At 69.9% G+C, this 24,547-nt stretch carries 19 protein-coding genes; 6 read left to right on the forward strand and 13 right to left on the reverse strand.

The genetic code is table 11. The features are described 5' to 3' along the window. Positions 1-197 precede the first annotated feature (197 nt). Entirely contained in the window at positions 198-815 is a 618-nt protein-coding gene (locus SCK26_RS18820; RefSeq protein ID WP_318202467.1) for a GNAT family N-acetyltransferase, read from the forward strand. 50 nt (positions 816-865) lie between these two features. Here the strand turns inward: SCK26_RS18820 and trxA are convergent, their stop codons facing one another. The 7 genes from trxA to SCK26_RS18855 all read right to left on the reverse strand — a co-directional run bounded on the left by trxA (position 866) and on the right by SCK26_RS18855 (position 10,671). After that, on the reverse strand, positions 866-1,198 hold the full coding sequence (gene trxA, locus SCK26_RS18825) for a thioredoxin (protein WP_318202468.1): 333 nt from the start codon (positions 1,196-1,198) through the stop codon (positions 866-868). Positions 1,199-1,246: 48 nt separating this feature from the next. Continuing rightward, positions 1,247-2,215: a thioredoxin-disulfide reductase gene (gene trxB / locus SCK26_RS18830; RefSeq protein WP_318202469.1), complete on the reverse strand. Its 969-nt coding sequence runs from the start codon at positions 2,213-2,215 to the stop codon at positions 1,247-1,249. Between the two features lie 153 nt (positions 2,216-2,368). Further along, a complete protein-coding gene (locus tag SCK26_RS18835; RefSeq protein ID WP_318202470.1) occupies positions 2,369-3,304 on the reverse strand; it encodes a zf-HC2 domain-containing protein in 936 nt (311 codons plus the stop codon). Continuing rightward, on the reverse strand, positions 3,301-4,050 hold the full coding sequence (gene sigM / locus SCK26_RS18840) for an RNA polymerase sigma factor SigM (protein ID WP_318202471.1): 750 nt from the start codon (positions 4,048-4,050) through the stop codon (positions 3,301-3,303). The genes SCK26_RS18835 and sigM overlap by 4 nt, the downstream gene beginning before the upstream one ends. Before the next feature lie 26 nt (positions 4,051-4,076). Beyond that, positions 4,077-5,798 (reverse strand): protein kinase family protein, encoded by a 1,722-nt coding sequence (locus SCK26_RS18845; protein WP_318202472.1) that lies wholly within the window; start codon positions 5,796-5,798, stop codon positions 4,077-4,079. A gap of 118 nt (positions 5,799-5,916) precedes the next feature. Further along, positions 5,917-8,256, reverse strand: coding sequence for a murein biosynthesis integral membrane protein MurJ (murJ, locus tag SCK26_RS18850; RefSeq protein WP_318202473.1), 2,340 nt, complete (start codon positions 8,254-8,256; stop codon positions 5,917-5,919). 45 nt (positions 8,257-8,301) lie between these two features. Further along, positions 8,302-10,671, reverse strand: coding sequence for a DUF6049 family protein (locus tag SCK26_RS18855; protein ID WP_318202474.1), 2,370 nt, complete (start codon positions 10,669-10,671; stop codon positions 8,302-8,304). Between the two features lie 296 nt (positions 10,672-10,967). On the opposite strand from SCK26_RS18855, the gene SCK26_RS18860 reads away from it, so the two are divergent. Next, the gene (locus SCK26_RS18860; protein WP_318202475.1) at positions 10,968-12,410 is read left to right on the forward strand and encodes a CCA tRNA nucleotidyltransferase; all 1,443 of its coding nucleotides are present in this window, start codon (positions 10,968-10,970) and stop codon (positions 12,408-12,410) included. Between the two features lie 124 nt (positions 12,411-12,534). Here the strand turns inward: SCK26_RS18860 and SCK26_RS18865 are convergent, their stop codons facing one another. The 3 genes from SCK26_RS18865 to SCK26_RS18875 all read right to left on the reverse strand — a co-directional run bounded on the left by SCK26_RS18865 (position 12,535) and on the right by SCK26_RS18875 (position 15,706). After that, positions 12,535-13,797, reverse strand: coding sequence for an MFS transporter (locus SCK26_RS18865; RefSeq protein WP_318202476.1), 1,263 nt, complete (start codon positions 13,795-13,797; stop codon positions 12,535-12,537). Positions 13,798-13,896: 99 nt separating this feature from the next. Continuing rightward, the gene (locus tag SCK26_RS18870) at positions 13,897-14,979 is read right to left on the reverse strand and encodes an inositol-3-phosphate synthase (protein WP_318202477.1); all 1,083 of its coding nucleotides are present in this window, start codon (positions 14,977-14,979) and stop codon (positions 13,897-13,899) included. Between the two features lie 43 nt (positions 14,980-15,022). Then, positions 15,023-15,706, reverse strand: a complete 684-nt coding sequence (locus SCK26_RS18875; RefSeq protein WP_318202478.1) for a PadR family transcriptional regulator — start codon at positions 15,704-15,706, stop codon at positions 15,023-15,025. Between the two features lie 788 nt (positions 15,707-16,494). Here SCK26_RS18875 and SCK26_RS18880 point away from each other — a divergent pair. Continuing rightward, positions 16,495-18,822 carry a transglycosylase domain-containing protein gene (locus SCK26_RS18880; RefSeq protein ID WP_318202479.1) on the forward strand — a complete coding sequence of 776 codons (2,328 nt, stop codon included), beginning with the start codon at positions 16,495-16,497 and terminating at the stop codon, positions 18,820-18,822. Between the two features lie 143 nt (positions 18,823-18,965). Continuing rightward, complete coding sequence (locus SCK26_RS18885) at positions 18,966-20,519, forward strand: glycosyltransferase family 87 protein (protein WP_318202480.1); 1,554 nt, start codon at positions 18,966-18,968, stop codon at positions 20,517-20,519. A gap of 90 nt (positions 20,520-20,609) precedes the next feature. On the opposite strand, the gene SCK26_RS18890 is transcribed toward SCK26_RS18885, so the two are convergent. The 3 genes from SCK26_RS18890 to SCK26_RS18900 form a co-directional block, all read right to left on the reverse strand. Next, positions 20,610-21,641 carry an alanine racemase gene (locus tag SCK26_RS18890; protein WP_318202481.1) on the reverse strand — a complete coding sequence of 344 codons (1,032 nt, stop codon included), beginning with the start codon at positions 21,639-21,641 and terminating at the stop codon, positions 20,610-20,612. A gap of 85 nt (positions 21,642-21,726) precedes the next feature. Next, the gene (locus tag SCK26_RS18895; RefSeq protein WP_318202482.1) at positions 21,727-22,845 is read right to left on the reverse strand and encodes a lipid II:glycine glycyltransferase FemX; all 1,119 of its coding nucleotides are present in this window, start codon (positions 22,843-22,845) and stop codon (positions 21,727-21,729) included. A 118-nt stretch (positions 22,846-22,963) separates the two neighbouring features. Continuing rightward, on the reverse strand, positions 22,964-23,278 hold the full coding sequence (locus SCK26_RS18900) for a hypothetical protein (protein WP_318202483.1): 315 nt from the start codon (positions 23,276-23,278) through the stop codon (positions 22,964-22,966). 273 nt (positions 23,279-23,551) lie between these two features. On the opposite strand from SCK26_RS18900, the gene rpsF reads away from it, so the two are divergent. Beyond that, on the forward strand, positions 23,552-23,842 hold the full coding sequence (rpsF, locus tag SCK26_RS18905; protein ID WP_003991486.1) for a 30S ribosomal protein S6: 291 nt from the start codon (positions 23,552-23,554) through the stop codon (positions 23,840-23,842). Between the two features lie 80 nt (positions 23,843-23,922). Beyond that, positions 23,923-24,510, forward strand: coding sequence for a single-stranded DNA-binding protein (locus SCK26_RS18910; RefSeq protein ID WP_318202484.1), 588 nt, complete (start codon positions 23,923-23,925; stop codon positions 24,508-24,510). Positions 24,511-24,547 lie beyond the last annotated feature (37 nt).

Here is a 24,547-nt window from a genome sequence, read left to right on the forward strand (position 1 = left end):
TCCCAGGCGTTCGCGCCTGCCGGGTCAGTGGAGCGGGCCGTGTCCGGTGTGTACCGGATCACGGCCCGCTCTTTGCTTTGACACGGTATCGAGTGAATCGGATCGTGGATACGATGCGATCAGTTAGGGCATATCCACCGGTCAGTAGCTGACAGCCGCTCGCGACGCGGCGGCGAAGGAAGCGAGGATCAGCCTTCATGGGGCGTCGGCTCGTGCCGCTCACTCTGGACAACCTTCAGGACCTTCCCCAACACTGTCGCTCCTGTGTCTTCTGGGAGCTGGACCCGGTCAGCGGCGAGGCGGCGGTGACGGCGGGCACCACCGCGCTGGAGAAGGAAGCCTGGATCTCCGCCGTCCTGCTGGACTGGGGATCGTGCGGGCGGGTGGTGTACGTCGATGACGTTCCGGCGGGTTTCGTGCTCTACGCCCCGCCGGCCTATGTCCCGCGCTCGACGGCCTTCCCGACGAGCCCGCTCTCGCCGGACGCCGTACAGCTGATCACAGGGTCCGTGCTGCCCGGCTATCAGGGGCAGGGCCTGGGCCGGGTGCTGGTGCAGACGGTCGCCAAGGATCTGCTGCGCCGGGGCTTCAAGGCGATCGAGGCGTTCGGCGACGCCCGCTGGCAGCAGCCCGCGTGCCTGCTGCCCGCCGACCATCTGCTGGCCGTGGGCTTCAAGACCGTCCGGCAGCATCCCGCCCATCCACGGCTGCGGCTGGAACTGCGGTCCACGCTCTCCTGGAAGGAAGACGTGGAGATGGCACTCGACCGGCTTCTGGGAGCGGTGCAGAAGGAACCCGCGCTGAGGCCGCTATAGCGAAAGGGCCGACCCGTTCGGGTCGGCCCTTTCATGTTTCACGTGAAACGTCACTTCGTGATGAACTCATCGAGGTCGCGAAGGAGCGCCGCCTTGGGCTTGGCGCCCACGATGGTCTTGGCGACGTCGCCGCCCTGGTAGACGTTCAGGGTCGGAATGGACATGACGCCGTACTTGGCGGCCGTGTCCGGGTTCTCGTCGATGTTGAGCTTGACGATCTGGATCTTGTCGCCGTGCTCCGCGGCGATCGCCTCCAGGGACGGGGCGATCATGCGGCACGGGCCGCACCACTCGGCCCAGAAGTCCACCAGAACGGGCTTGTCGCTCTTGAGGACTTCCTCCTCGAAGGTGTCGTCGGTCACGGTCTTCACGTTGCCGGCCACAGTGGGCTCCTTAGCTCGGTTACGCGGTGGGGCGGGGGAAGGGGAAGGTCAGACGGTCGTCTTCTCGGGCTCCGCCTGGTCCTCGTCCGCGAGGGCGGCGAGGAACCGCTCGGCGTCCAGAGCGGCGGAGCACCCGGTGCCGGCCGCGGTGATCGCCTGGCGGTAGGTGTGGTCGACCACGTCACCGGCGGCGAAGACACCGGTCACGTTGGTACGGGTGGACGGCGAGGCGACCTTCAGGTAGCCCTCCTCGTCCAGGTCCAGCTGGCCCTTGAACAGCTCGGTGCGCGGGTCGTGACCGATCGCGATGAACAGGCCCGTCACGGGCAGCTCGGACAGCTCGCCGGTCTTGAGGTTCCGCAGCTTCAGCCCGGAGAGCTTCTGCTCGCCCTGGATCTCGGCGACCTCGCTGTCCCAGACGAACTTGATCTTCGGGTCGGCGAAGGCACGCTCCTGCATCGCCTTGGAAGCGCGCAGGGTGTCCCGGCGGTGGACGATCGTCACCGACTTGGCGAACCGCGAGAGGAACGTGGCCTCCTCCATCGCGGTGTCGCCGCCGCCGATCACGGCGATGTCGTGGTCCTTGAAGAAGAACCCGTCACAGGTGGCGCACCAGGAGACACCGCGGCCCGAGAGCGCGTCCTCGTTCGGCAGGCCCAGCTTGCGGTGCTGGGAGCCGGTGGTGACGATGACGGCCTTCGCCCGGTGGACGGTGCCGGCGGTGTCGGTGACGGTCTTGATCTCACCGGTCAGGTCGACGGAGACGATGTCGTCCGGAACGAGTTCGGCACCGAAGCGCTCGGCCTGGGCTCGCATGTTGTCCATGAGGTCCGGCCCCATGATGCCGTCGCGGAAGCCCGGGAAGTTCTCCACCTCGGTGGTGTTCATCAGCGCACCGCCCGCGGTGACGGCGCCTTCGAACACCAAGGGCTTCAGCGACGCACGGGCGGTGTACAGCGCCGCCGTGTAGCCTGCGGGCCCGGAGCCGATGATGATCACATTACGGACATCGCTCACGGCTTGATTCCTCGTCTCTGGTCTGCGTCAGTCGACCGGGGTGGGCCCCTTTCGGGACTCACACCCCACCCAACGGATCCTACGGGGCGTGCATTCCCGGTGTGGCCGGGCACACGCCTGCCCCAGGGCGGCCGAAGGGGTGGTCCAGCGGACTCAACGACGGGCGAGGGACTGCCGTAGCAGGACGGCACCGGCAGACGCCGTCCGCCGCTGGACACAACTCGCGTCGACCACATAGGCCGTGACCCGCTCGCTGTCGTGGACATCGGTCACGACCACGAGATAGGCCGCCCTGCCCGCGTACGTCCCCATCTTGGCGCCGAGGACGTCGGTGCTCGGACGCAGGGCCTGCCGGACGCATGCGGGGACCGGGACGGCGGTCTGGAGCAGGGTGTTCGGGCCTTCGACGGATCCGGACGAGCGCGACCCGTCGCCGGGACGTTCCCGGTGCCCGTCATCGCCCTGCGGCAGTGACTTCCCGGCGGTGAGGAGGGAGCGGGCCTGGCGCTCCACGCTGTCCCCGGAGAAGGTGCCGGCCGAGGCGGTCGGTGTCCCATGGGCCGACGGGTGATCGGTGTTGTCGGAGAGGGACGCCACGATCAGGCCGCCGGCGCCCAGGACCGCGGCCGTGAGAACGGCGCCCAGGACGAACCGTCCGCGCCGCCGTCCGCGCCCGGACCCCTTGCGCCCCGGCCCGGTCGCCGCACGAGGACGGCCGGCCGGGCGGTCGGCGGCCGGATCGACAGGACGCTCGGCAGGTTGGTGCGCGGCGGGCGATGTTTCACGTGAAACATGGCTCGCGGTGTCCTCGGTGCCGACAGCCGGTGTGGTCTCGGCGACGAGGGCGGCCTCGGCGGCGAGAGCGGCGTCGAGGCGTGCGGTGACATCGTCCGGCATGCGCTGCGGCGCCGGCAGGGACCCGAGCAGGTCCCGGATCTCCTCCAGTGAGGCGTATACGTCCGCGCACGAGGCGCAGCCGTCCAGATGGCGCCGCACGTCCCTGTCCCGGTCCGGCGCGAGCAGGCCCTCGGTGAGGTCGGAGATCTCCGCGACGTCCGGGTGCCCGGCCGTCTCCGTCGTCGACGTCACGCTCGCCCACCTCCGCCCTTCACTACCGCTGAATCGCTCGGTTCCGCGCCCTCAGGGCGTTCGCTCGGTGACCCCGTCGCCGGTGGGACGGATGGCCCCTGCCCCCGGTTCCGCCCCGGATCGCTTTCCCCGCCGCTCCCGGTACCGACCCGTGGAGGACGTCCGGCGCCCTCGGGCCGCAGATGCGTGAGCAGCGGCAGCAGCCTGGCCCGGCCACGGGCGCACCGGCTCTTCACCGTGCCCGTGGGCACCTCCAGGATCCGCGCGGCTTCCGCCACGGGGTAGCCCTGCATGTCCACCAGGACGAGAGCGGCGCGCTGCTCCGGCGGAAGAGTGCCGAGTGCTTCGAGGAGCTGGCGGTGCACGTCGTTCCGCTCCGCCGGCGCCGAGGCGGACTCGTGCGGCTCCAGCAGCTGTTCCAGCCGCGCCGTGTCGTCCACCGGAGCCGTCTTCCGGGAAGCGGCCTTCCGTGCCCGGTCCAGGCAGGCGTTCACCGTGATCCGGTGCAGCCAGGTGGTGACGGCGGACTGGCCCCGGAAGGTGTGGGCGGCCCGGTAGGCGGACACCAGGGCGTCCTGGACCGCGTCCGCCGCCTCTTCGCGGTCTCTCAGGGTCCGCAGGGCCACCGCCCAGAGCCGGTCCCGGTGCCGCCGCACGATCTCGCCGAAGGCCTCGGGGTCGCCTTCCACGTGGCGGGTGAGCAGGTCCCGGTCGCCCACCGCGTCGTACCCGGCGCCCTGCGCCATCTGCCCCCTCCGGTCCGGGTGAGACGTCAGCCCGTGAACTTCACTTCACCGATGGCCTGCTTGAAGCCGGCGCTGGCGTACAGGGTGGAGTCGTAGCCCGAATTCGGCACGGCCGTCAGCCAGACGAGGACGTACTGCGTCTTGACCTGCTTGGTGGCCTTCACCGTGGCGGTGGTTCCCGTGGTCGTGGCGTCGCCGATTCTCGTCATGGACTCCAGCGAGGCCGGCGCCAGCGAGTCCGTGGCGTACAGCTCGACCGTCGTGTGGTCGCCGCCGTAGCGGAGGGCGACGGTGGCCGTGCTGATCTTCTTGGCGGAGCCGAGGTCGTACACGATGCCGACGCCCGGCTTGTACGGGGCGATCGTCGGGCCCTCGTTGAAGCTTTTGGTCTTCCAGTACGTCGACGCGTCACCGTCGTAGGTGTTGGGGACGTTGCCGGGGCTCTGGGCACCGCCCTTGGCGACGAACTCCTGACCGTTCTGGATCTTTATCGGGACCGGCTTCGGCTTCGCGGCGTTCTTGTCGCCGCCGTCCGTCGTCTGGCTCTTGTTGGTGTCGTCCGATTTGCCGCCCCGATCCATCAGGGCGTCCGCCAGCTGCCAGCTGCCCAGACCGAGGGCCGCGATGAGCAGGGCCGACACCGCCCACTTCAAGGCCTTGCCGGTGCGGCTCTGCAGCGGGGGCGGCGGCGGCACGAGGGGCTGGGTGGCGCCGGCGTGCGGTGCCGGGCGGCCGTAACTGCCCTGCTGGTAGGTCGTGTGCTGGTACTCCGGCGGCGCGGCGAACGCCGGCTCGGGCGGGCGGATGCGCGGCATCTCGCCGATCGCCTTCACCAGCTCCTCCGGCGTGGTGCACGGCGCCTCGTGCCGGGAGGCCGTGGCCCCGTCGTTGACGAGGGCACGCATGGTCAGCTCGGACAGGCCGCGGTGCACACCGGCCCGTACCTGGTCCGGGGCGATGAGACCGATGTCCTTGGGGAGGCCGGCCAGGCCGTAGGCGTCGCTCTCGTAGGGCCAGCGCTGGGTCAGCGCCGCGTACAGCAGGGCGCCGATGGCCTCGGTGTCGGTGCGCTGCGGGGTGTCGGAGCCGATGCCGCGCAGCGCCGCGTTCACGGCGAGGCCGCGGATGCGCCACTGCCCGGTGGAGGTGCGCAGGACGGCGTTCGGGTTCAGCCGCAGATGGGCGAGGCCCTCCCGGTGCGCGGCGGCCATGGCCGCGGAGACCTGACTGACCATCTGGTAGGCGTCGTGCGGCTCCAGCGGGCCGCCGGCGAGGAGAGTGGACAGCTCGGTGGCGTCGGGCAGCCACTCGTGGACGACGTAGACGAGGTCGTTCTCCTCGACGGCGTCGAGGACCTGGACGAAGCGCGGGTCGCCGAGGAGCGCGGAGGAACGGGCGGCGGCGAGGACGGAGCGGGCTCGGGCGTGGCCGGCGGGCAGGACGTGGACACCGACGGCGCGGCGGAGTTTCTCGTCGACCGCGCGCCAACTGCTGAACCCGTCCAGACGGGTGACGCACTCCTCCAGCCGGTAGCGCCTGGCGAGCTTGTGACCGCTGTGCAGCTCCGGAGAGGAGGCCTTCCGTCCGGGACCCTCGGTACCGCCGCTTCCCTGTGCCTCGTCGCTGTCCGTGTCCCGCTCCGGGTTCTTGGCCACCCCGTCGGCCGTGGACTGGTCCGCCTTGGCGGTCAGCGGTTGCTCCCCGCTGGTGTCTGCCACGTCGACGGCAGCTGTGCTCCGTTCCGCCACCGTCGTCCCTGCCTCCCCATCCGTTGCACACTGTCCGACGCCGAAACCAATTGTGCCCACAGTCGGCCGCTATGCACGACACACGGCGGCGGACGATGGTTGTGCGCCTACCCCTGCCTCACCGCCCCAGACGTCCCCGCACCATTCCGACGAGCGAGTTGAGTTCCTCGATGCGCATCCGGCGGGCGGCGACGAAGAAGACGCCGAACAGTACGGCACCGCCGGCGATCAGCGCGGCGAAGGAGCCGACGACGCCCAGGCCCAGAGTGTGCCCGACGCCGTAGCAGGCCGCGCCGCTGAGCAGGGCGGCCGGCACCGAGGCGATTCCCAGGCGCGCGTACGTGCGCAGCACCCGGGCCCCGTCCAGGTCCCCGCCCAGCCGCTTGCGCAGCCGGCGCCAGGCGACGCCCACCCCGATGGCGTAGGCGAGGCCGTAGGCGGCGGCCATGCCCGCGACCGCCCAGCGCGCCGGCAGCAGGAAGTAGCAGAGCGCTGAGGCGCCGGCGTTCACGGCGGCCACGATGACCGTGTTGTAGAAGGGGGTGCGGGTGTCCTCGTAGGCGTAGAAGGCGCGCAGGACGACGTACTGCACGGAGTACGGGATCAGGCCGAGGCCGAAGGCCATCAGCATGTACCCCATGTTGGTGGCCGCGCCGGTGCCGGCGGAGCCGAAGATCAGCGTGCACATCGGGACGCCGAGCGAGACGAATCCGAACGCGATGGGCACGATGGCGACCGCCGTGGTGCGCAGTCCCTGGGAGATGTCGTCGCGGACGGCACCCGCGTCGCCCTCGGACGCCGAGCGCGCGAGACGCGGCAGCAGCGCGGCCATCAGGGACACGGTGATGATGGCCTGCGGCAGGCCCCAGATCAGCTGGGCGTTGGCGTAGGCGGCGAAGCCGGTGCCCTTGATGTCGGAGTCGGCGCCGGCGGCGGTCGACAGCTGGGTCACCACCATGGCGCCCGCCTGGTTGGCGAGGACGAACAGGACCGTCCACTTGGCGAGCATCGCGGCCCTGCCCAGGCCGTGGCCCTTCCAGTCGAAGCGCAGCCGGATCCGGAAGCCGGTCTCCCGCAGATAGGGGATCATCGCCAGGGCCTGGACGACCAGGCCCAGCAGCACACCGACGCCGAGCAGCCGCTGGCCCTCCGGCGGGATGCTGGTGACGTCCATGTGGGAGTTGGCGGCGGTGCCGTAGACCCAGATGAACATGCCGAGCGTCACGATGATGACGATGTTGTTCAGGACCGGGGTCCACATCATCGCGCCGAACTTCCCGCGCGCGTTGAGGATCTGACCCATCACCACGTGGATGCCCATGAAGAAGATCGAGGGCAGGAAGTAGCGGGTGAAGGTGACCGCGACCTCGTTGGCCGCCGGGTTGCTGGCCACGGGGTTGGCCAGCAGCCGCACCAGCAGCGGCGCGGCGAACATCGCGAGGCCGGTCAGCGCGGCCAGCGCGACCATCACCAGGGTCAGCAGCCGGTTGGCGAAGGCCTCGCCGCCGTCCTCGTCCTCCTTCATGGAGCGCACGAGCTGCGGCACGAAGACGGAGTTCAGTCCGCCGCCGACGGTGAGGATGTAGATCATCGTCGGCAGCTGGTAGGCCACCTGGAAGGAGTCGGCGAGGAAGCCGAGGCCGAGCGCGGCGGCGATCAGCGCGGAGCGGATGAAACCGGTCAGGCGGGAGACCATCGTGCCCGCCGCCATGACGGCGCTGGACTTCAGCAGTCCGGCGGCCTTCCCGCCCTTCTTCACGGGAGCCGCGGGGGCCACGGCGGGAGCGTCTACGGCCGCGGGGACCTCCGACTGGAGGGAGCCGGGGTCCGCGGTGGCGGCCGGCGCGGGCACCGGGGGCTGCGGGTATCCGGGCGCGGAGGGTCCGGCCGGGTAGCCGCCGCCGGTGTACGCGTGGCCCTGCTGCGGGCTCTGTCCGTACTGCTGCGGGTACTGGCCGCCGGGGGCGGCCGGGGGGTCCATCGGCGCGTGTCCGCCGCCGTGCTGCTGGTCCTTGAAGAGATGCGCGAAGGCGTCCGGCTCGTGGTACTCCTCGCCGGAGTGCGTGACCAGGTCGTCGACGCCCACGAACTGCGTCGTGCGCGGGTCCTCGCCGTACGGCAGGTACTGGGTGGCGGCGCCCGGCTCCGGCGCGGGCGGCTGCGCCCACACGCGCGGGTCGGGTGCGTAGGGCGACTGGGCGGGCGGAGCGTACGGCTGCTGCTGCGGGTCGTAGGTGCCCGGAGGTGGCGGCGGGTGCGCGGCGCGGTCGTAGAGCGCCTCGGCGACCGGGTCCTGGGCGGCCAGGTCGTGCGCCCGGTAGGGATCCTGCTCGTAGGCGTCCTGGAGATACATGTCCGCCGCGTGCTGCGGCGGCACCTGGCCGGGCTCGGGCGGTGGCTCGGGGTAGCCCGAGCCGGCCGCGCCCTGGCCGCGGTCACCGTCGTACGGCGCGTTCATGCTTACCCCACCTCATCGTCCCGGGCCCACCGGCCACGACATCGCTCAACGGTCCACTCTCTCACCCGTCCCGGACGGGTCGGTGCTTTCCGGTGCGGTGTCCGGCGCAGGGTCACTCGGCTGCTCCGGGTCGTCTGCCCCGAAGGAGTCGGACTCTCCCGGGAGACGGCCTCCGGGTGCCCCGGGGTTCCCGGGCTCCTCAGGGCCCTGCGGCGCCGTGCCGGGGCCGTCGTCCTCGGGCTGCCGGGCGGCGGCGCGCTTGCGCTGGGTGTACATCCGGAAGCCGGCGAGGACGAGGAGCAGGACGCCGCCGCCGATGACCAGCATCACGGTGGGCGTGACCTCGGTGACCTTCACGTCGAAGGTGACGGGGGCGCCGTAGGCCTCGCCGTCCTCGGTGTACAGCTGGGCGATGACCGTGACCCGGCCGTTGGCGTTGGCCGAGGTGGTGAACTTCACCGACTGGCTGTGCCCGCCGGAGATCTCCACGGGCTGTTCGTCGTAGGCCTTGCCGCCGATCTTCAGGCGGGTCGGCATGGTCGACTCCAGGCGCAGCACCAGATGGCCGACGGGCTGGACCAGGTTGTTCTGGACGGTCACCGGGATGGTGGCGCTGCGGCCCGAGAGCTTGGTCTCGGACTTGTCGATCAGCTTGACCTCGTCGGCCAGGCCGTCGAGCCATGTCTTCACGCCGTCGCGGTAGCTTCCCGCCGTGCTCCGGTGGCCCCGCCAGGACGTGGACATGTCCCGGTTTATGGCCCGTCCGAACGGGGTGACGACGCGGGACTGGTCGGTGAGGATCACACGGAAGTTGTCGAGCTTGCCCTGGGTGCGGGCGATCTGCTCGAAAACCGTGCGCGGCAGCTCCTGCCGGCGCAGCGAGGAAGGATAGGCGGACGTGGGCGGGACGCGGGTGGTGGCGCCCGGGTCGGGCTTGTCCTTGGAAGTGGCGGTGAGGTCCTGGGACTGGGCCCAGGTGCCGCCCTGGAGCGCCTTGACCGCTGCCGCCATCGCCTGGGCCTGGCTCGCCGTGGGCATGCGCTGCGGGGCGACGAGGATGCTGCGCTGCTTGTCGGTCTGCGTGTTCAGCTCCAGGCTCTGGGCCAGGAACCGCTGCACGGCCAGGGTGGCCGAGCCGGCCTTCGTCAGATCGTCCTCGAACGCCGTGGACAGCCGGCTGTCGGCGACCACGGCCGTGGTGCCCGAGCCGACCGGGCGGGCGGCGGACGGTGTGTACGGCAGCCCGGCGGTCTCCTGGAGGCTGTCGCTGCGGGCGATCACCCGGTCGGCGCCGGCGGACGTCGCGACCTTCATGATCGAACGGTCCACCGCGCCCTCGACCGGCCAGGCGAAGTCGGTGCTCGGTGTGACGTGCAGCACGGTCTTGACGGTGGTGGCGGCGACGTCGGTGGCGTCCTTGAGGTGGCTGAGCGAGCCGGTGACGCTGGTGCCGTTGTGGGCGAGGGAGGCCAGGTCGGGGTCGGCGAAGGGCAGCGCGACGACTTCCTTGCCGGCCACCGCCTTCTGGAGGGCGGCCAGCCACTGCTTGGCGACCGCCTGGTGCTCGCGCGGGCCTGGCGTGCTGGTGCCGTCGGCGCCCTGGAGCCGGTAATTGCCCACGGCCATCGCGTCGACCGAGGCCAGCAGGTCCGGGTCGACCACCCAGGTGACGTCGAGATCCTTACCCAGGTCCACCATCTGGGCCAGCCGGCCGCCGGGCGCCAGGTCCTCGGCCAGGTCGTCGTCGAGGAATTCCGGCGTCTGCAGGTCGCCCGCGCCCGTCTTGGCCGTCATGTGGACCGTGGAGATCAGCGGCCACAGGAACGTCGTCCTGGTCTTGGTGTCGGCGTCCGAGGGCTGCCACGGCAGGAAGGTCCGCCGGATGCCGAGCACCTGCGGCCAGGGCCGGGCGGAGGTCTCGCCGGAGAGGGCGACCCCGAACTCGTAGACCCCGTCGTCGTCGAGGCCGAGCTTGTCGACGGGGACGGAGATGCTGAAGTGCTGGGCGACGCCCGGGGCCAGCTTGTGGAACTTCTCCTCGTACTTGTCGCCGACCTCGGATCCGCTGCCGCTCTGCGGATCGTCGGAGTGGCGGGCGACGGAGTCGATGTCGGAGCGTGTGGTCAGCCGGGGGCCCACCTGGAGGCCCACATGGGCGTCGGTGACGGCCTGCTTGCCGTTGTTGGTCACCGTGCCGGACACGGTCAGTGTGTCGCCGTCCGTGGGGGCACTGGGGCTGAGGGAGTCCAGGGAGACGGACACCGTGTCGGAGGAGGCGGCCTGCGCGGGCGCGGCGGCGGGCAGCTGGAGCAGCCCGGCCAGCAGGGGCGCTCCGGTGAGCAGTGCTCCGGCGCGCCGCAGCCACCGGCGGGCAGGTGAGGCACTGGTCCCCTGGAAGTCAGCCGCCTCGGCCACGCGCTCGCCCGTCCCTCGTCGTGTCAGTGGTCGTCGGAATGTGCGTCCACGCATGGTAACGATGCGCGCTGAAGGGAAGTGCCGCGGTCTCCTTCACAAGATCGCCCAGGGGTCGTGACCCGTCCTCTATATCCAGTATCGAGGGGAGAGCGGTCGTACGCCGCAAGAGCAGCGCTTACGGCCGGTATGCCGGGAGCCGCCCCACCGGACTCGACGGGGCCCTCCGGGGGCCTGCGCGCCGGCGGCCCTTGCCGGTCACGCCGCCCCGGGGCGCGGGGCACGTACCCTCTTCTGTTGTGCCGAACCCCAACGAAGACACTCCCTCCGCCCTGAGCCAGGCGCAGCAGCGCGCGGTCGCCGAGCTGCTGCGGGTGGCCCCTGTCGCCGACGACCTCGCCCGCCGATTCCAGGAAGCCGGGTTCTCGCTCGCCCTGGTCGGCGGGTCCGTCCGTGACGCGCTGCTCGGCCGGCTCGGCAACGACCTGGACTTCACCACGGACGCCCGTCCCGAGGACGTACTGAAGATCGTCCGGCCCTGGGCGGACGCCGTCTGGGAGGTGGGAATCGCCTTCGGCACGGTCGGCGCGCACAAGGGCGGCTACCAGATCGAGATCACCACCTACCGGTCGGAGGCGTACGACCGCACCTCGCGCAAGCCGGAGGTCTCCTATGGCGACTCCATCGAGGAGGACCTGGTTCGCCGCGACTTCACGGTCAACGCGATGGCCGTGGCGCTGCCGGAGAAGACGTTCATCGATCCGCACGGCGGCCTGGAAGACCTCGCCGCGCGGGTGCTGAGGACTCCGGGCACCCCCGAGGAGTCGTTCTCGGACGATCCCCTGCGCATGATGCGGGCCGCGCGGTTCGCCGCCCAGCTGGACTTCACGGTGGCTCCCGAGGTCGTCACCGCCATGACGGAGATGGCCGGACGGATCGAGATCGTCTCGGCGGAGCGGGTCCGGGACGAGCTCAACAAGCTCCTTCTGTCCGCGCACCCGCGCAAGGGGCTGACGCTGCTCGTCGACACCGGGATCGCCGAGTACGTCCTGCCCGAGCTGCCGGCGCTGCGCCTGGAGAGCGACGAGCACCACCGGCACAAGGACGTCTACGAACACACGCTGATCGTGCTGGAGCAGGCGATGGCACTGGAGGAGGACGGTCCGGACCTCACCCTCCGGCTGGCCGCGCTGCTGCACGACATCGGCAAGCCGCGCACCCGCCGCTTCGAGAAGGACGGCCGGGTCTCCTTCCACCACCACGAGGTGGTCGGCGCGAAGATGACCAAGAAGCGCATGACCGCCTTGAAGTACTCCAACGAGCTGGTGAAGGACGTCTCGCGGCTGGTCGAACTCCATCTCCGGTTCCACGGCTACGGCACCGGGGAGTGGACGGACTCGGCGGTCCGCCGCTACGTCCGTGACGCGGGTCCGCTGCTGGACCGTCTGCACAAGCTGACCCGCTCCGACTGCACCACGCGCAACAGGCGCAAGGCGGTGGCACTGTCCCGGGCCTACGACGGCCTGGAGGAGCGGATCGACCAGCTCAAGGAGCAGGAGGAGCTGGACGCGATCCGTCCCGACCTCGACGGCAACCAGATCATGCAGATCCTGGGGGTCGGCCCGGGCCCGGCCGTCGGCCAGGCGTACAAGCACATGCTGGAGCTGCGCCTGGAGAACGGGCCGATGGAGCACGATGTCGCGGTGGCTGCACTCAAGGAGTGGTGGGCCGCGCAGAGCTGAGCCGGGTGCGGAGGGATGTTTCACGTGAAACATCCCTCCGGCAGGGCGATACGAGGGCCGGTGTTTCACGTGAAACACCGGCCCTCGGTCTGTCGTGCCCCGGCCTCGGTACCGGTCCGTCGACTCACCGGGGCCGGATGCGGGCGAGGGTCACGGCGATCAGTCCGTAGACGACGGCGACGAGCATCACCAGCGCCGTCGAGCGGCCGTCCGGCGGGAGCATCAGGGCCGCCACGCCCGCCGCACCGACGAACGCGACGTTGAAGAGGACGTCGTACACGGAGAAGACGCGGCCCCGGAACCCGTCCTCCACGCCCGCCTGGACAATCGTGTCCGTGGCGATCTTGGCTCCCTGGGTGATCAGGCCCAGGACGAAGGCGGCGGCCATGAGCGGTCCGGTGGCGAACGGAAGCCCCAGCGCGGGTTCCAGCACCATGGCCGCGGCGGAGCACCCCGCGATCCAACGGCGGGGGCCGAGCCGTCTCGCCGCCCAGGGCGTCACCACGGCCGCCGCGAAGAACCCCGCACCGGACAGCCCCAGTGCCGCCCCCAGCAGCCGCAACCCCTCCCCTGGGGTGTCGGCCAGGGCATAGCGGCAGAGCATGAGCAGCAGGACGAGGAGCGCTCCGTAGCAGAAGCGCATCAGCGTCATCGCGGCCAGGGCCCAGGCCGCCTCCCGGCGCCGGGGTGCGGCCAGGTGCCGGATGGCCGCCGCCAGCTCACGCGCCGTCCCGGCCAGCGCCGCACCGAGGCGCGGACGGACCGGGTGCCGGTCGGGGCCGAGGAGGCCGGGGGCCAGGCTCAGGGACGCGAGACTCGCGCTCAGGTACAGCAGGGCGCCGCACAGCACCACCACCGTGTCGGAGCCGGACGCCGCCATGCGTACGCCGAGGGCCAGGCCCCCTCCGGCGGTCGCGGCCAGGGTGCCGGCCGTCGGGGAGAGCGAGTTGGCGATCACCAGGCGTTCGGCGTCGACGACCCGGGGCAGGGCGGCGGAGAGCCCGGCGAGCACGAAGCGGTTGACGGCCGTGACACACAGCGCGGAGGCGTAGAACAGCCAGGCAGGTGCGTCGCCGGTGATCAGCACGGCGGTGACCGCCGCCAGCAGGGCCCGCAGCAGATTGCCGTACACGAAGACCTGCCGGCGTCGCCAGCGGTCCAGCAGGACACCGGCGAAGGGACCGACGAGGGAGTAGGGGAGCAGCAGGACCGCCATGGCCGAGGCGATGGCGGTGGCCGAGGCCTGTTTCTCCGGCGAGAAGACGACGTACGCGGCGAGCGCGACCTGGTACACCCCGTCGGCGCCCTGGGACAGGAGGCGGACGCACAGCAGGCGCCGGAAGTGCCGCAGGCTCCACAGCAGACGCAGGTCACGGACGACGGGCATGGCCGACAGCCTCACACATGCGGAAGGTCCCCGGGTCGGCGGACCCGGGGACCTTCACAGCCCTGGCAGGAGCGTTTCGTGCGAGCGGTTCTCAGCGCCTCAGCGCTCGACCTCGCCGCGGATGAACTTCTCGACGTTCTCGCGGGCCTCGTCGTCGAAGTACTGGACCGGCGGGGACTTCATGAAGTACGAGGAGGCCGACAGGATCGGGCCACCGATGCCGCGGTCCTTGGCGATCTTCGCGGCGCGCAGGGCGTCGATGATGACACCGGCGGAGTTCGGGGAGTCCCAGACCTCCAGCTTGTACTCCAGGTTCAGCGGGACGTCACCGAAGGCGCGGCCCTCCAGGCGGACGTAGGCCCACTTGCGGTCGTCCAGCCAGGCCACGTAGTCGGACGGGCCGATGTGGACGTTCTTCTCGCCGAGGTCCCGGTCGGGGATCTGGGAGGTGACGGCCTGCGTCTTGGAGATCTTCTTGGACTCCAGGCGCTCGCGCTCGAGCATGTTCTTGAAGTCCATGTTGCCGCCGACGTTCAGCTGCATCGTGCGGTCGAGGACGACACCGCGGTCCTCGAACAGCTTCGCCATGACGCGGTGCGTGATGGTGGCGCCGACCTGGGACTTGATGTCGTCACCGACGATCGGGACGCCCGCCTCGGTGAACTTGTCCGCCCACTCCTTGGTGCCGGCGATGAAGACCGGGAGGGCGTTGACGAAGGCGACCTTGGCGTCGATGGCGCACTGGGCGTAGAACTTCGCCGCGTCCTCGGAACCCACGGGCAGGTAGCAGACCAGGACGTCGACCTGCTTGTCCTTCAGGACCCGGACGATGTCGACCGGCTCCTCGGCGGACTCCTCGATGGTCTCGCGGTAGTACTTGCCGAGACCGTCGAGGGTGTGGCCGCGCTGGACCGTGACACCGGTGCTGGGCACGTCGCAGATCTTGATGGTGTTGTTCTCGGAGGCGCCGATGGCGTCCGCCAGGTCCAGACCGACCTTCTTGGCGTCGACGTCGAACGCCGCGACGAACTCGACGTCGCGCACGTGGTAGTCACCGAACTGCACGTGCATCAGGCCGGGGACCTTGGACGCCGGGTCGGCGTCCTTGTAGTACTCGACTCCCTGCACCAGCGACGCGGCACAGTTGCCCACGCCGACGATGGCTACGCGAACCGAACCCATTCCGGTTGCTCCCTGTGTGTACGAGTGAGGCCCTGACTGGGTCTCACGTGGCGGTGTCGTCGGGCGTATCCGTGCGGGGAGCCTCCCCGCGACGGGGCAGGCCGCCCGCCGATCCAGTGGTGGTGTCCTGCTGAGCGGCCCCCCCGGACGCGGAACCCCTCAGGTCCCGCCCGGCCCGCTCGCTCTCGATGAGCTCGTTCAGCCAGCGCACTTCGCGCTCCACGGACTCCATTCCGTGGCGCTGGAGCTCGAGCGTGTAGTCGTCGAGGCGCTCCCGGGTGCGCGCCAGCGAGGCGCGCATCTTCTCCAGGCGCTCCTCCAGGCGACTGCGCCGGCCCTCCAGGACGCGCATGCGCACATCGCCCGAGGTCTGCCCGAAGAAGGCGAACCGAGCGGCGAAGTGCTCGTCCTCGTAGGCATCGGGACCGGTCTGCGAGAGCAGCTCCTCGAAGTGCTCCTTGCCTTCCGCCGTCAGCCGGTAAACGATCTTGGCGCGGCGTCCGGCGAGGGGAGCGGCGAGGGCGTCGTCATGCGTGTTTCCGGGCTCCTCGGCCAGCCAGCCGTTGGCGACCAGCGCCTTGAGGCAGGGATAGAGCGTCCCATAGCTGAACGCACGGAACACACCCAGCGACGTGTTCAGCCGTTTGCGCAGCTCGTAGCCGTGCATCGGGGACTCCCGCAGCAGGCCGAGCACGGCGAACTCGAGGATGCCGGAGCGCCGGCTCATCGTCGCCTCCTCTCGGCCCCGCGGGTCGGTCCCGCAGGTCTCACAGTGCCTGTCAGCGTCTTATCTCGCGCTGATGTATCGGTTCGATACATCACGACGATAGAACGACCCGTCACATGCGACAAGGGGGAAGGCGGTGAACGGGATCACATCACCGATTCGTAGGAGGCAAGTTGCCTGTTTTGGGGTGAACTTCGGGGCCCGGTGGGTTTTGGCGGTGCGTAGTCTGTGCGCCATGGACACCACCGGGAACCGCGTGACGCCTGGGGAGCGTCCACGTCCCCGGTGCAGTACGGGTGAATGCGGAACCGACCACATCCGTACTCCGGGGGGACCGGAAACCAGCCGCCGTTCCAGGCGCGCACGGGTGCGCCTGCCCGAGGAGTAATCGTTCGATGAGCGAGCACCGTCGCAAACCGCCGCAGCCGCAGGGAGGCGGACGTGCCGCGGCCCGACGCGGCCAGTCCGGCTCGTCCTCCGGCCGCCGGGCGGCACCGCGAGGCGCCACCGGGTCTCCTGCCGACTCCTATGGGTCTCATTCCTATGAGTCGGAACCCACTGGTCCGGGAGGTGAGGAGCGCTCCTACGGCGGCCGTGCCGAGGCACGCCGCGCGGCGCAGCGAGGCGGCCGCCGCCGTGGCACCGAGAACACGGGCCCAGGAGGCCGGCGCGGCGGTCCGGGCGGGTCGGCCGGCCCCGGACGCGGCAGAGGCCGGGCGACGACGGCGCCCGGCAAGAAGCGGTTCATCGACTACCCCAGGGCCGACAAGGACGGCTGGCGGCGCTGGATGCCGTCCTGGAAGCTGGTCAGCGGGCTGTTCATCGGCTTCGTCGGCAGCGTGGTGGTGATGGTCGGCATCGGCTACGCGATGGTGTCGATCCCGAACGAGAACGACGCGGCCAAGTCGCAGAACAACGTCTACTACTGGGCCGACGGCACGCAGATGGTGGCCACGGGCACCGGCGTCAACCGGCAGAACGTCAGCATCGACCAGATTCCCGAGGCGATGCGGTACGCGGTGATCTCCGCCGAGAACAAGTCCTTCTACGAGGACTCCGGCGTCGACCCCATGGGCATCGCCCGCGCCATGGCCAACATGGCCCGGGGCGGCCAGACGCAGGGTGGCTCGACGATCACCCAGCAGTACGTGAAGAACACGTACCTGAGCCAGGAACAGACCGTCACCCGCAAGTTCAAGGAGATGTTCATCTCCATAAAGGTGGGCACGAAGCTCCAGAAGAACCAGATCCTGCAGGGCTACCTGAACACCTCGTACTTCGGGCGGGGCGCGTACGGCATCCAGGCCGCGGCGCAGACCTACTACGGCAAGAACGCCGTCGACCTGAAGCCGAGCGAGTGCGCCGTCCTCGCCGCGCTGCTCAAGGGCCCGACGTACTACGACCCCGCGGGCAACCAGGACCTCGACAAGACGGCGACCCCACAGGCCAACGAGAAGCGCTCCAAGGAACGCTGGGCCTGGATCCTCGGCGAGATGCACAAGGACAAGCACCTCACCGACGCCCAGTACCAGGAAGCCATCGCCCAGTACCCCAAGCCCGACGGCCGCAAGGCGACCAGGGGCATGACCGGCCAGGTCAGCTATCTGGTCGACACGGCGAAGAAGTACGTCATCGCCCACTCCGACATCACGGAGGCGCAGTTCGACAGGGGCGGCTACCAGATCTACACGACCTTCGAGAAGGACAAGGTCAGCGCGCTGGCCAAGGCCGTGAAGAACGTCCAGAAGGATCGCCTCGACCCCGAGCACCGGGACCTGGACAAGTACGTCCAGTTCGGTGCGGCCTCGGTGAAGCCCAAGGACGGCGCGATCGTCGCGCTGTACGGCGGTGACGGCTACGAGAACGGGCACTTCACCAACAACGCGGACACCTCCGGTGTGCCCGTGGGTTCGACCTGGAAGCCCTTCGTGCTCGCCGCCGCCATGGAATACGGCACGTACAAGTCCGGCGGGCAGGGCGTCTCCCCGCTAAGCAAGTACAACGGCAACGACCATCTCAAGGTCCGCAAGCCGGACGGGACGTACTACCTCAACAAGGACAACTCCTACTTCTACCAGAACAACGAGGGCCCGCATCCCTGGGGCTACATCACCCTGCGCAAGGCGATGGAGCAGTCCATCAACACGCCCTTCGTGCAGCTCGGTGTCGATGTCGGGATGACCAAGGTCCGGGACGTCGCCCAGCACGCCGGCATCCTCCCCCAGAGCATGTCGCAGGACCTGAACCCGTCCTTCGCCATCGGCACGTCCACGCCCAGCGCCATCCGCATGGCCGACGCCTACGCGACCTTCGCCGCGTCCGGCAAGCAGACGGAGCCGTACTCCGTGACCGCCGTCAAGCTCAACGGCACCGACGCGCCCAGCTTCGTCAAGCCGAAGCCGGCGCCCAAGGAGGTGCTGGACGCCAACATCGCCAACAACATCACGGACGTCCTGGAGAACGTCATCCAGAACGGCACCGGCAAGAACGCCAAGGCTCTCGGCCGTACGGCGGCCGGCAAGACCGGCACCACCGACAAGAACAAGTCGGCCTGGTTCGTCGGCTACACCCAGCAGCTGTCGACCTCGGTGGCGATGTTCCGCGAGAACCCCAAGGACCACAAGCTGCTGTCCATGAACGGCACGGCGAACACCGACTCCATCCACGGCGGTGACATCCCGACGTTGGTGTGGACCGAGTACATGAAGGCCGCGCTCAAGGGCAAGAGCGACCCGGGCTTCCCGAAGGCCATCGAGATCGGGACGGTCCAGGACCAGGCGGGCGCCCCCTCGCCGACACCGAGCTTCACTCCCACGCCGAGCCGGACGCCGAGCCACACGCCGACGCCGACGCCCAGCAAGACGACGACCACGCCGTCCCCCTCGGCGAGCGAGACCTGCGGCTTCGGGTGGGGCGACAACTGCGACGGCAACGGCAACGGCGGCGGCAACGGTGGCGGCGATAACGGTGGCGGCATCGGCGGCACGGACACGGGCGGCACCGACGGAGGCACCATGCCGACGCCCTCGGGTACGGAGACCACCGGGACCGGAAACACCCGTGGCAACGGCAACGGTGGCGACGGCGGAGGCTTCTTCGCAGGTCAGGAGGGTTAGACCGGTTTCGGCCGGTTGGCGCGGTTCAGCCCGCCAGGAGTGTTTCACGTGAAACGTGGGCCGTCGCACCCCGAGGTGCGGCGGCCCTTGGCGTATTCCTGGACGGGTACGGCTTCCCGGACAGGTACGGCAGGATGTGCCCCATGCCCAGTGCAGAGACGACGCCCGCGAGCCCGCACGAGCCCGAGTCCGTGCGGTCCGCCGTGGCAGAACCGGTGCAGCCGACCAGGGAGGACGAGGTCGCTGCCGCCGGCAGTGAGCTGATCGGCGGACCTCTGGGGCGGCACGCCTTGCTCGGGGCCTCCTGGTGGACCCCGGTGCGGGCCGTGGCGCTCGTGGCGATCGGTCTGTTCGCCCTCGGCCTGGTCCAGAAGGCGCCTTGCTACAACAGCGCCTGGTTCTTCGGCGCGAGCAGCCAGTACACGCACGCCTGCTACTCGGACATCCCGCACCTCTACCAGGGCCGCGGATTCGCCGACGATCTCGTGCCGTACTTCGACAAGCTCCCCGGCGACATGGACTACCTCGAATACCCGGTGCTCACCGGTCTGTTCATGGAGGTGGCTTCCTGGCTGACCCCGCACAGCGGCTCCATCCAGCACCAGGAACGCTGGTACTGGTTCGTCAACGCCGGGATGCTGATGGTGTGCACCGCCGTCATCGCCGTGTGCGTGGCCCGCACCCATCGCCGGCGCCCCTGGGACGCCCTGCTGGTCGCGCTGGCGCCCGCCTTCGCGCTGACCGCGACCATCAACTGGGACCTGCTCGCGGTGGCGCTGACGGCCGCCGCGATGCTGATGTGGTCGCGGGGCCGGGCCGTTGCCTTCGGTGTCCTCCTGGGCCTCGCCACGGCCGCCAAGCTGTATCCCTTCCTGCTGCTCGGCCCGCTGCTGGTGCTGTGCTGGCGGGCCGGGAAATGGCGCGCGTTCTTCCGGGCACTGGCCGGCGCGGTGGGCGCTTGGCTCGTGGTGAACCTGCCCGTGATGCTCACACACGACGCGACGGGCTTCCACATCCGCGAGGGGTGGGCGAAGTTCTACACCTTCAGCAAGGAACGCGGCGTCGACTTCGGCTCCTTCTGGCTGATCTGGGCGCAGAACTCCAGCGACCCGCCCACCATCGGTTTCGTCAACAACGCGGCCACCGTGCTGGTGGTGCTGTGCTTCCTCGGCATCGCCGCTCTGGCGTTCACCGCGCCGCGCCGGCCGCGCTTCGCCCAGCTCGCCTTCCTGATGGTGGCCGCCTTCGTCCTCACCAACAAGGTCTACTCACCGCAGTACGTCCTGTGGCTGGTGCCGCTGGCGGTCCTCGCCCGGCCCAAGTGGCGGGACTTTTTGATCTGGCAGGCGTGCGAGGTGGCCTACTTCCTGGGCATCTGGATGTACCTCGCCTACACGACCAGCGGAGACGCCCACAAGGGACTGCCGACTCAGGGCTACCACTGGGTGATCGTGGTGCACCTGCTGGGCACGCTGTACCTGTGTGCCGTCGTCGTACGGGACATCCTCATGCCGGAGCGGGACGTGGTGCGCGGCTCCGGGGACGACGATCCCTCGGGCGGGGTGCTCGACGGCGCGGCGGACGCGTTCGCACTCGGAGCGCCGGCCGGTCCGCCGGCGCGGGCCGCCCGGTTCGGGGCGCCGCAGGTGGACTGGGGCCGCCCCGGGACCCCGCCCGCCGACGACCGCCCGCTCTGAGACAGGCGCGCGCTCCGACGGTGTGGGCCACACGGACAGAAGGCCGTATCCGGAACCCCGGATACGGCCTTCCCGCTGTCGAGACGCGCCTCAGCGGTCCACGATGCGGTCGAACTGGGTCGTGGTGTGCCGCAGGTGGGCCACCAGCTCGTCGCCGACCTGCGGCTCGGGGGCGTCCGAGGGCACGAACAGGATCGACACCTGCATGTGCGGTGGCTCGGCGAACCAGCGCTGCTTGCCGCCCCAGACGAACGGGGAGAGGTTCCGGTTGACCGTGGCCAGTCCGGCCCGGGCGACGCCCTTGGCGCGCGGCATGACGCCGTGCAGGGCCTTCGGGGCCTCCAGGCCCACGCCGTGCGACGTACCGCCCGCCACGACCACCAGATAGCCGTCTGAGGCCGCCTTCTGCTGGCGGTAGCCGAACCGGTCGCCCTTCGCCACGCGCGTGACGTCCAGGACCGCGCCGCGGTACTCGGTGGCGTCGTGGTCGCCCAGCCACAGCCGCGTGCCGATACGGGCGCGGAACCGGGTCTGCGGGAACTGCTGCTGGAGGCGGATCAGGTCCTCCGCCTTCAGGTGGCTGACGAACATCGTGTGCAGCGGCAGCCGCGCCGCGCGCAGCCGGTCCATCCAGCCGATGACCTCCTCGACGGCGTCCGAGCCGTCGGTGCGGTCCAGCGGCAGATGGATGGCGAAGCCCTCCAGCCGGACGTTCTCTATGGCCTGGTGCAGCTGCGGCAGGTCGTGCTCGCTGACGCCGTGCCGCTTCATCGAGGACATCACCTCGATGACGACACGGGCGCCCACGAGGCCGTAGACCCCGTCGACGGACGACACCGAGCGGACGACCCGGTCGGGCAGCGGGACGGGCTCCTCGCCGCGCCGGTACGGCGTCAGCACCAGCAGGTCGCCGCCGAAGAAGTCCTTGATGCGCGCGGCCTCGTACGTCGTGCCGACCGCCAGCAGGTCGGCACCGAGCCGTGTGGCCTCCTCCGACAGCCGCTCGTGTCCGAAGCCGTAGCCGTTGCCCTTGCAGACCGGGACGAGCCCTGGGAACTGCTCCTGCACGTGCTTGTGGTGCGCACGCCAGCGCGCGGTGTCGACGTAAAGCGTGAGCGCCATGGCCGGACCCGGGACCTTTCTCGTGGCTGCGGTGGATCTGAGAGGGAAATGCTGTGAAGGCTATGGAACCAAACGCCCGCGCGGCTCAGCGGCGCGACATGTAGATGTCGAGCGCCTTGTGGAGCAGCTTGTTCAGCGGGAAGTCCCATTCGCCGAGGTACTCGGCGGCCTGACCACCGGTGCCCACCTTGAACTGGATCAGGCCGAAGAGGTGGTCCGTCTCGTCTAGCGAGTCGGAGATGCCGCGCAGGTCGTAGACGGTGGCGCCCATCGCGTAGGCGTCGCGCAGCATCCGCCACTGCATGGCGTTCGACGGCCGGACCTCGCGTCCGATGTTGTCGGAGGCGCCGTAGGAGTACCAGACGTGCCCGCCGACGATCAGCATCGTCGCCGCGGAGAGGTTCACGCCGTTGTGGCGCGCGAAGTACAGCCGCATGCGGTTGGGGTCCTCGGTGTTGAGGGCGGTCCACATGCGCTGGAAGTACGACAGCGGGCGCGGCCGGAACCGGTCGCGGACAGCCGTGATCTCGTACAGCCGCTGCCACTCGGGCAGGTCCTGGTAGCCGCCCTGGACGACCTCGACGCCGGCCTTCTCGGCCTTCTTGATGTTGCGGCGCCACAGCTGGTTGAAGTTCTTGTGGACCTCTTCCAGGGAGCGGTTGGCCAGCGGCACCTGGTAGACGTAGCGGGGCTGCACGTCGCCGAAGCCGGCGCCGCCGTCCTCGCCCTGCTGCCAGCCCATGCGACGCAGTTTGTCGGACACCTCGAAGGCGCGCGGCTCGATGTAGTCGGCCTGCAGATCGCGCAGCCGCTTGACGTCCGGGTCCTGGATGCCGCGCTTGATCGTGTCCGCGTTCCAGCGGCGGATGATCACGGGCGGGCCCATCTTCACGGAGAACGCGCCCTGCTGCTTCAGGTGCGCCAGCATCGGCTGGATCCAGTCGTCCAGGTTCGGCGCGTACCAGTTGATGACCGGGCCCTCGGGAAGGTACGCGAGGTAGCGCTTGATCTTGGGCAGCTGGCGGTAGAGGACCAGGCCCACGCCGACCAGGTGGCCGTTCTTGTCGATCCAGCCGAGGTTCTCCGAGCGCCACTCCGCCTTGACATCGGCCCATGCCGGGACCTGCATGTGGCTCGCCGCCGGCAGGCTCTGGATAAAGGCCAGATGCTGCTCGCGACTGATGGTCCTCAGGGTCAGGGTCATTCGGGGCGCTCCTCGGGCTGGTGTGTCCCCATGGGTTCAGGGGCTCCGGCTCTCGCGCCGAAGCCTACTGCGCCTCGCGAGCGCCCCGACTGGGCATACGGGCCTTCAGCCCGGGGAGTCAGCCGACGACACCGCCGAACAGACCACCGTGCGCCATGCCGATCAGGAAGCCGACCCCCGCGGCACCGAGGCCCAGGATCAGGCCGAACCGCTCCCGCGTGGTCACCGAGATCCACTGCCCGTACACGCCGGTGCACAGCGCCACCAGGCCCGCCCACGACGTCAGCAGGTGGAGGCTGTGGAAGAAGGCCGTGATGAAGGACAGCACGCCGAGGACGAGCGTCACCGCCATCAGGGCGTCCTGCAGCGGATGAGGCTTGCCGTCCGAGGCGAAAAGGGAACCGGCGGTGTTGGGTCGCAATGCCTGGGTCATGGGCACCTCCTGCGGAAGGCGGCGCATCGTAGCGCCGCACACACCCGTTGTGTACAGATTGTCCGGCCCGGCGGCCGGATTTCAACCGGAAGCGGGTGTGCGGGTAGTCTGTACCCTCTGCACCGGTGTCTGCCCAGACCTGTACAGGTCACACCGACCGGCTCCCTGAGGGAACCCCGATTGTCAGTGGCGGCCGATACCGTTGCGTACGCATCACAACCCTCCTGCCACGGAACGACCGTGGCCGCTGAGTCCAAAGGAGGTGGGTTCCACATGCGTCACTACGAGGTGATGGTCATCCTCGACCCCGATGTCGAGGAGCGTGCGGTCTCCCCGCTGATCGAAAACTTCCTGTCCGTCGTCCGTGACGGTGGCGGCAAGGTCGAGAAGGTCGACACCTGGGGCCGTCGTCGTCTCGCCTACGAGATCAAGAAGAAGCCCGAGGGCATCTACTCGGTCATCGACCTGCAGGCCGAGCCTGCGGTCGTCAAGGAGCTCGACCGCCAGATGAACCTGAACGAGTCGGTCCTCCGGACCAAGGTCCTCCGCCCCGAGACCCACTGAGCCCCGCGCTCAGCTGATCCCGGGATTCGAGTAGCAGCAACCAAGCAGCCAGAGCAGCAAACCCGCCGAGAGGTTCCCCCATGGCAGGCGAGACCGTCATCACGGTCATCGGCAATCTTGTCGACGACCCCGAGCTGCGCTTCACCCCGTCCGGTGCGGCGGTCGCGAAGTTCCGCGTCGCGTCCACTCCCCGCACTTTCGACCGTCAGACGAACGAGTGGAAGGACGGCGAAAGCCTCTTCCTGACCTGCTCGGTCTGGCGTCAGGCGGCGGAGAACGTCGCCGAGTCGCTCCAGCGAGGCATGCGCGTCATCGTGCAGGGCCGGCTGAAGCAGAGGTCCTACGAGGACCGCGAGGGCGTCAAGCGCACGGTCTACGAGCTGGACGTCGACGAGGTCGGCCCCAGCCTGCGCAACGCCACGGCCAAGGTCACCAAGACCGCCGGTGGCGGTGGCCGCGGTGGCCAGGGCGGTTACAGCGGCGGTGGCGGCCAAGGCGGCGGCCAGGGCGGCGGCTGGGGCGGTGGCCCCGGCGGCGGTCAGGGCGGCGCTCCGGCCGACGACCCGTGGGCCACCGGCGCTCCCGCCGGTGGCGGCAACCAGGGCGGCGGCGGCTGGGGCGGCGGCTCCGGCGGCGGTGGCGGCTACTCGGACGAGCCCCCCTTCTAAGCCTTCGGGCCAGGCCTTCCGGGCCGGTCCGGGCCGA

Source organism: Streptomyces sp. SCL15-4 (assembly GCF_033366695.1).
GTDB lineage: Bacteria > Actinomycetota > Actinomycetes > Streptomycetales > Streptomycetaceae > Streptomyces.

What these genes read in the sequence shown, in the direction of transcription:
- murJ (WP_318202473.1), bottom strand. Translation starts at nt 8,256, where the DNA reads ATGAACGCGCCGTACGACGGTGACCGCGGCCAGGGCGCGGCCGGCTCG.
- SCK26_RS18900 (WP_318202483.1), bottom strand. Translation starts at nt 23,278, where the DNA reads ATGACCCAGGCATTGCGACCCAACACCGCCGGTTCCCTTTTCGCCTCG.
- SCK26_RS18865 (WP_318202476.1), bottom strand. Translation starts at nt 13,797, where the DNA reads ATGCCCGTCGTCCGTGACCTGCGTCTGCTGTGGAGCCTGCGGCACTTC.
- SCK26_RS18820 (WP_318202467.1), top strand. Translation starts at nt 198, where the DNA reads ATGGGGCGTCGGCTCGTGCCGCTCACTCTGGACAACCTTCAGGACCTT.
- SCK26_RS18875 (WP_318202478.1), bottom strand. Translation starts at nt 15,706, where the DNA reads ATGAGCCGGCGCTCCGGCATCCTCGAGTTCGCCGTGCTCGGCCTGCTG.
- SCK26_RS18895 (WP_318202482.1), bottom strand. Translation starts at nt 22,845, where the DNA reads ATGACCCTGACCCTGAGGACCATCAGTCGCGAGCAGCATCTGGCCTTT.
- SCK26_RS18890 (WP_318202481.1), bottom strand. Translation starts at nt 21,641, where the DNA reads ATGGCGCTCACGCTTTACGTCGACACCGCGCGCTGGCGTGCGCACCAC.
- sigM (WP_318202471.1), bottom strand. Translation starts at nt 4,050, where the DNA reads ATGGCGCAGGGCGCCGGGTACGACGCGGTGGGCGACCGGGACCTGCTC.
- rpsF (WP_003991486.1), top strand. Translation starts at nt 23,552, where the DNA reads ATGCGTCACTACGAGGTGATGGTCATCCTCGACCCCGATGTCGAGGAG.
- SCK26_RS18880 (WP_318202479.1), top strand. Translation starts at nt 16,495, where the DNA reads ATGCCGTCCTGGAAGCTGGTCAGCGGGCTGTTCATCGGCTTCGTCGGC.
- SCK26_RS18910 (WP_318202484.1), top strand. Translation starts at nt 23,923, where the DNA reads ATGGCAGGCGAGACCGTCATCACGGTCATCGGCAATCTTGTCGACGAC.
- SCK26_RS18870 (WP_318202477.1), bottom strand. Translation starts at nt 14,979, where the DNA reads ATGGGTTCGGTTCGCGTAGCCATCGTCGGCGTGGGCAACTGTGCCGCG.
- SCK26_RS18885 (WP_318202480.1), top strand. Translation starts at nt 18,966, where the DNA reads ATGCCCAGTGCAGAGACGACGCCCGCGAGCCCGCACGAGCCCGAGTCC.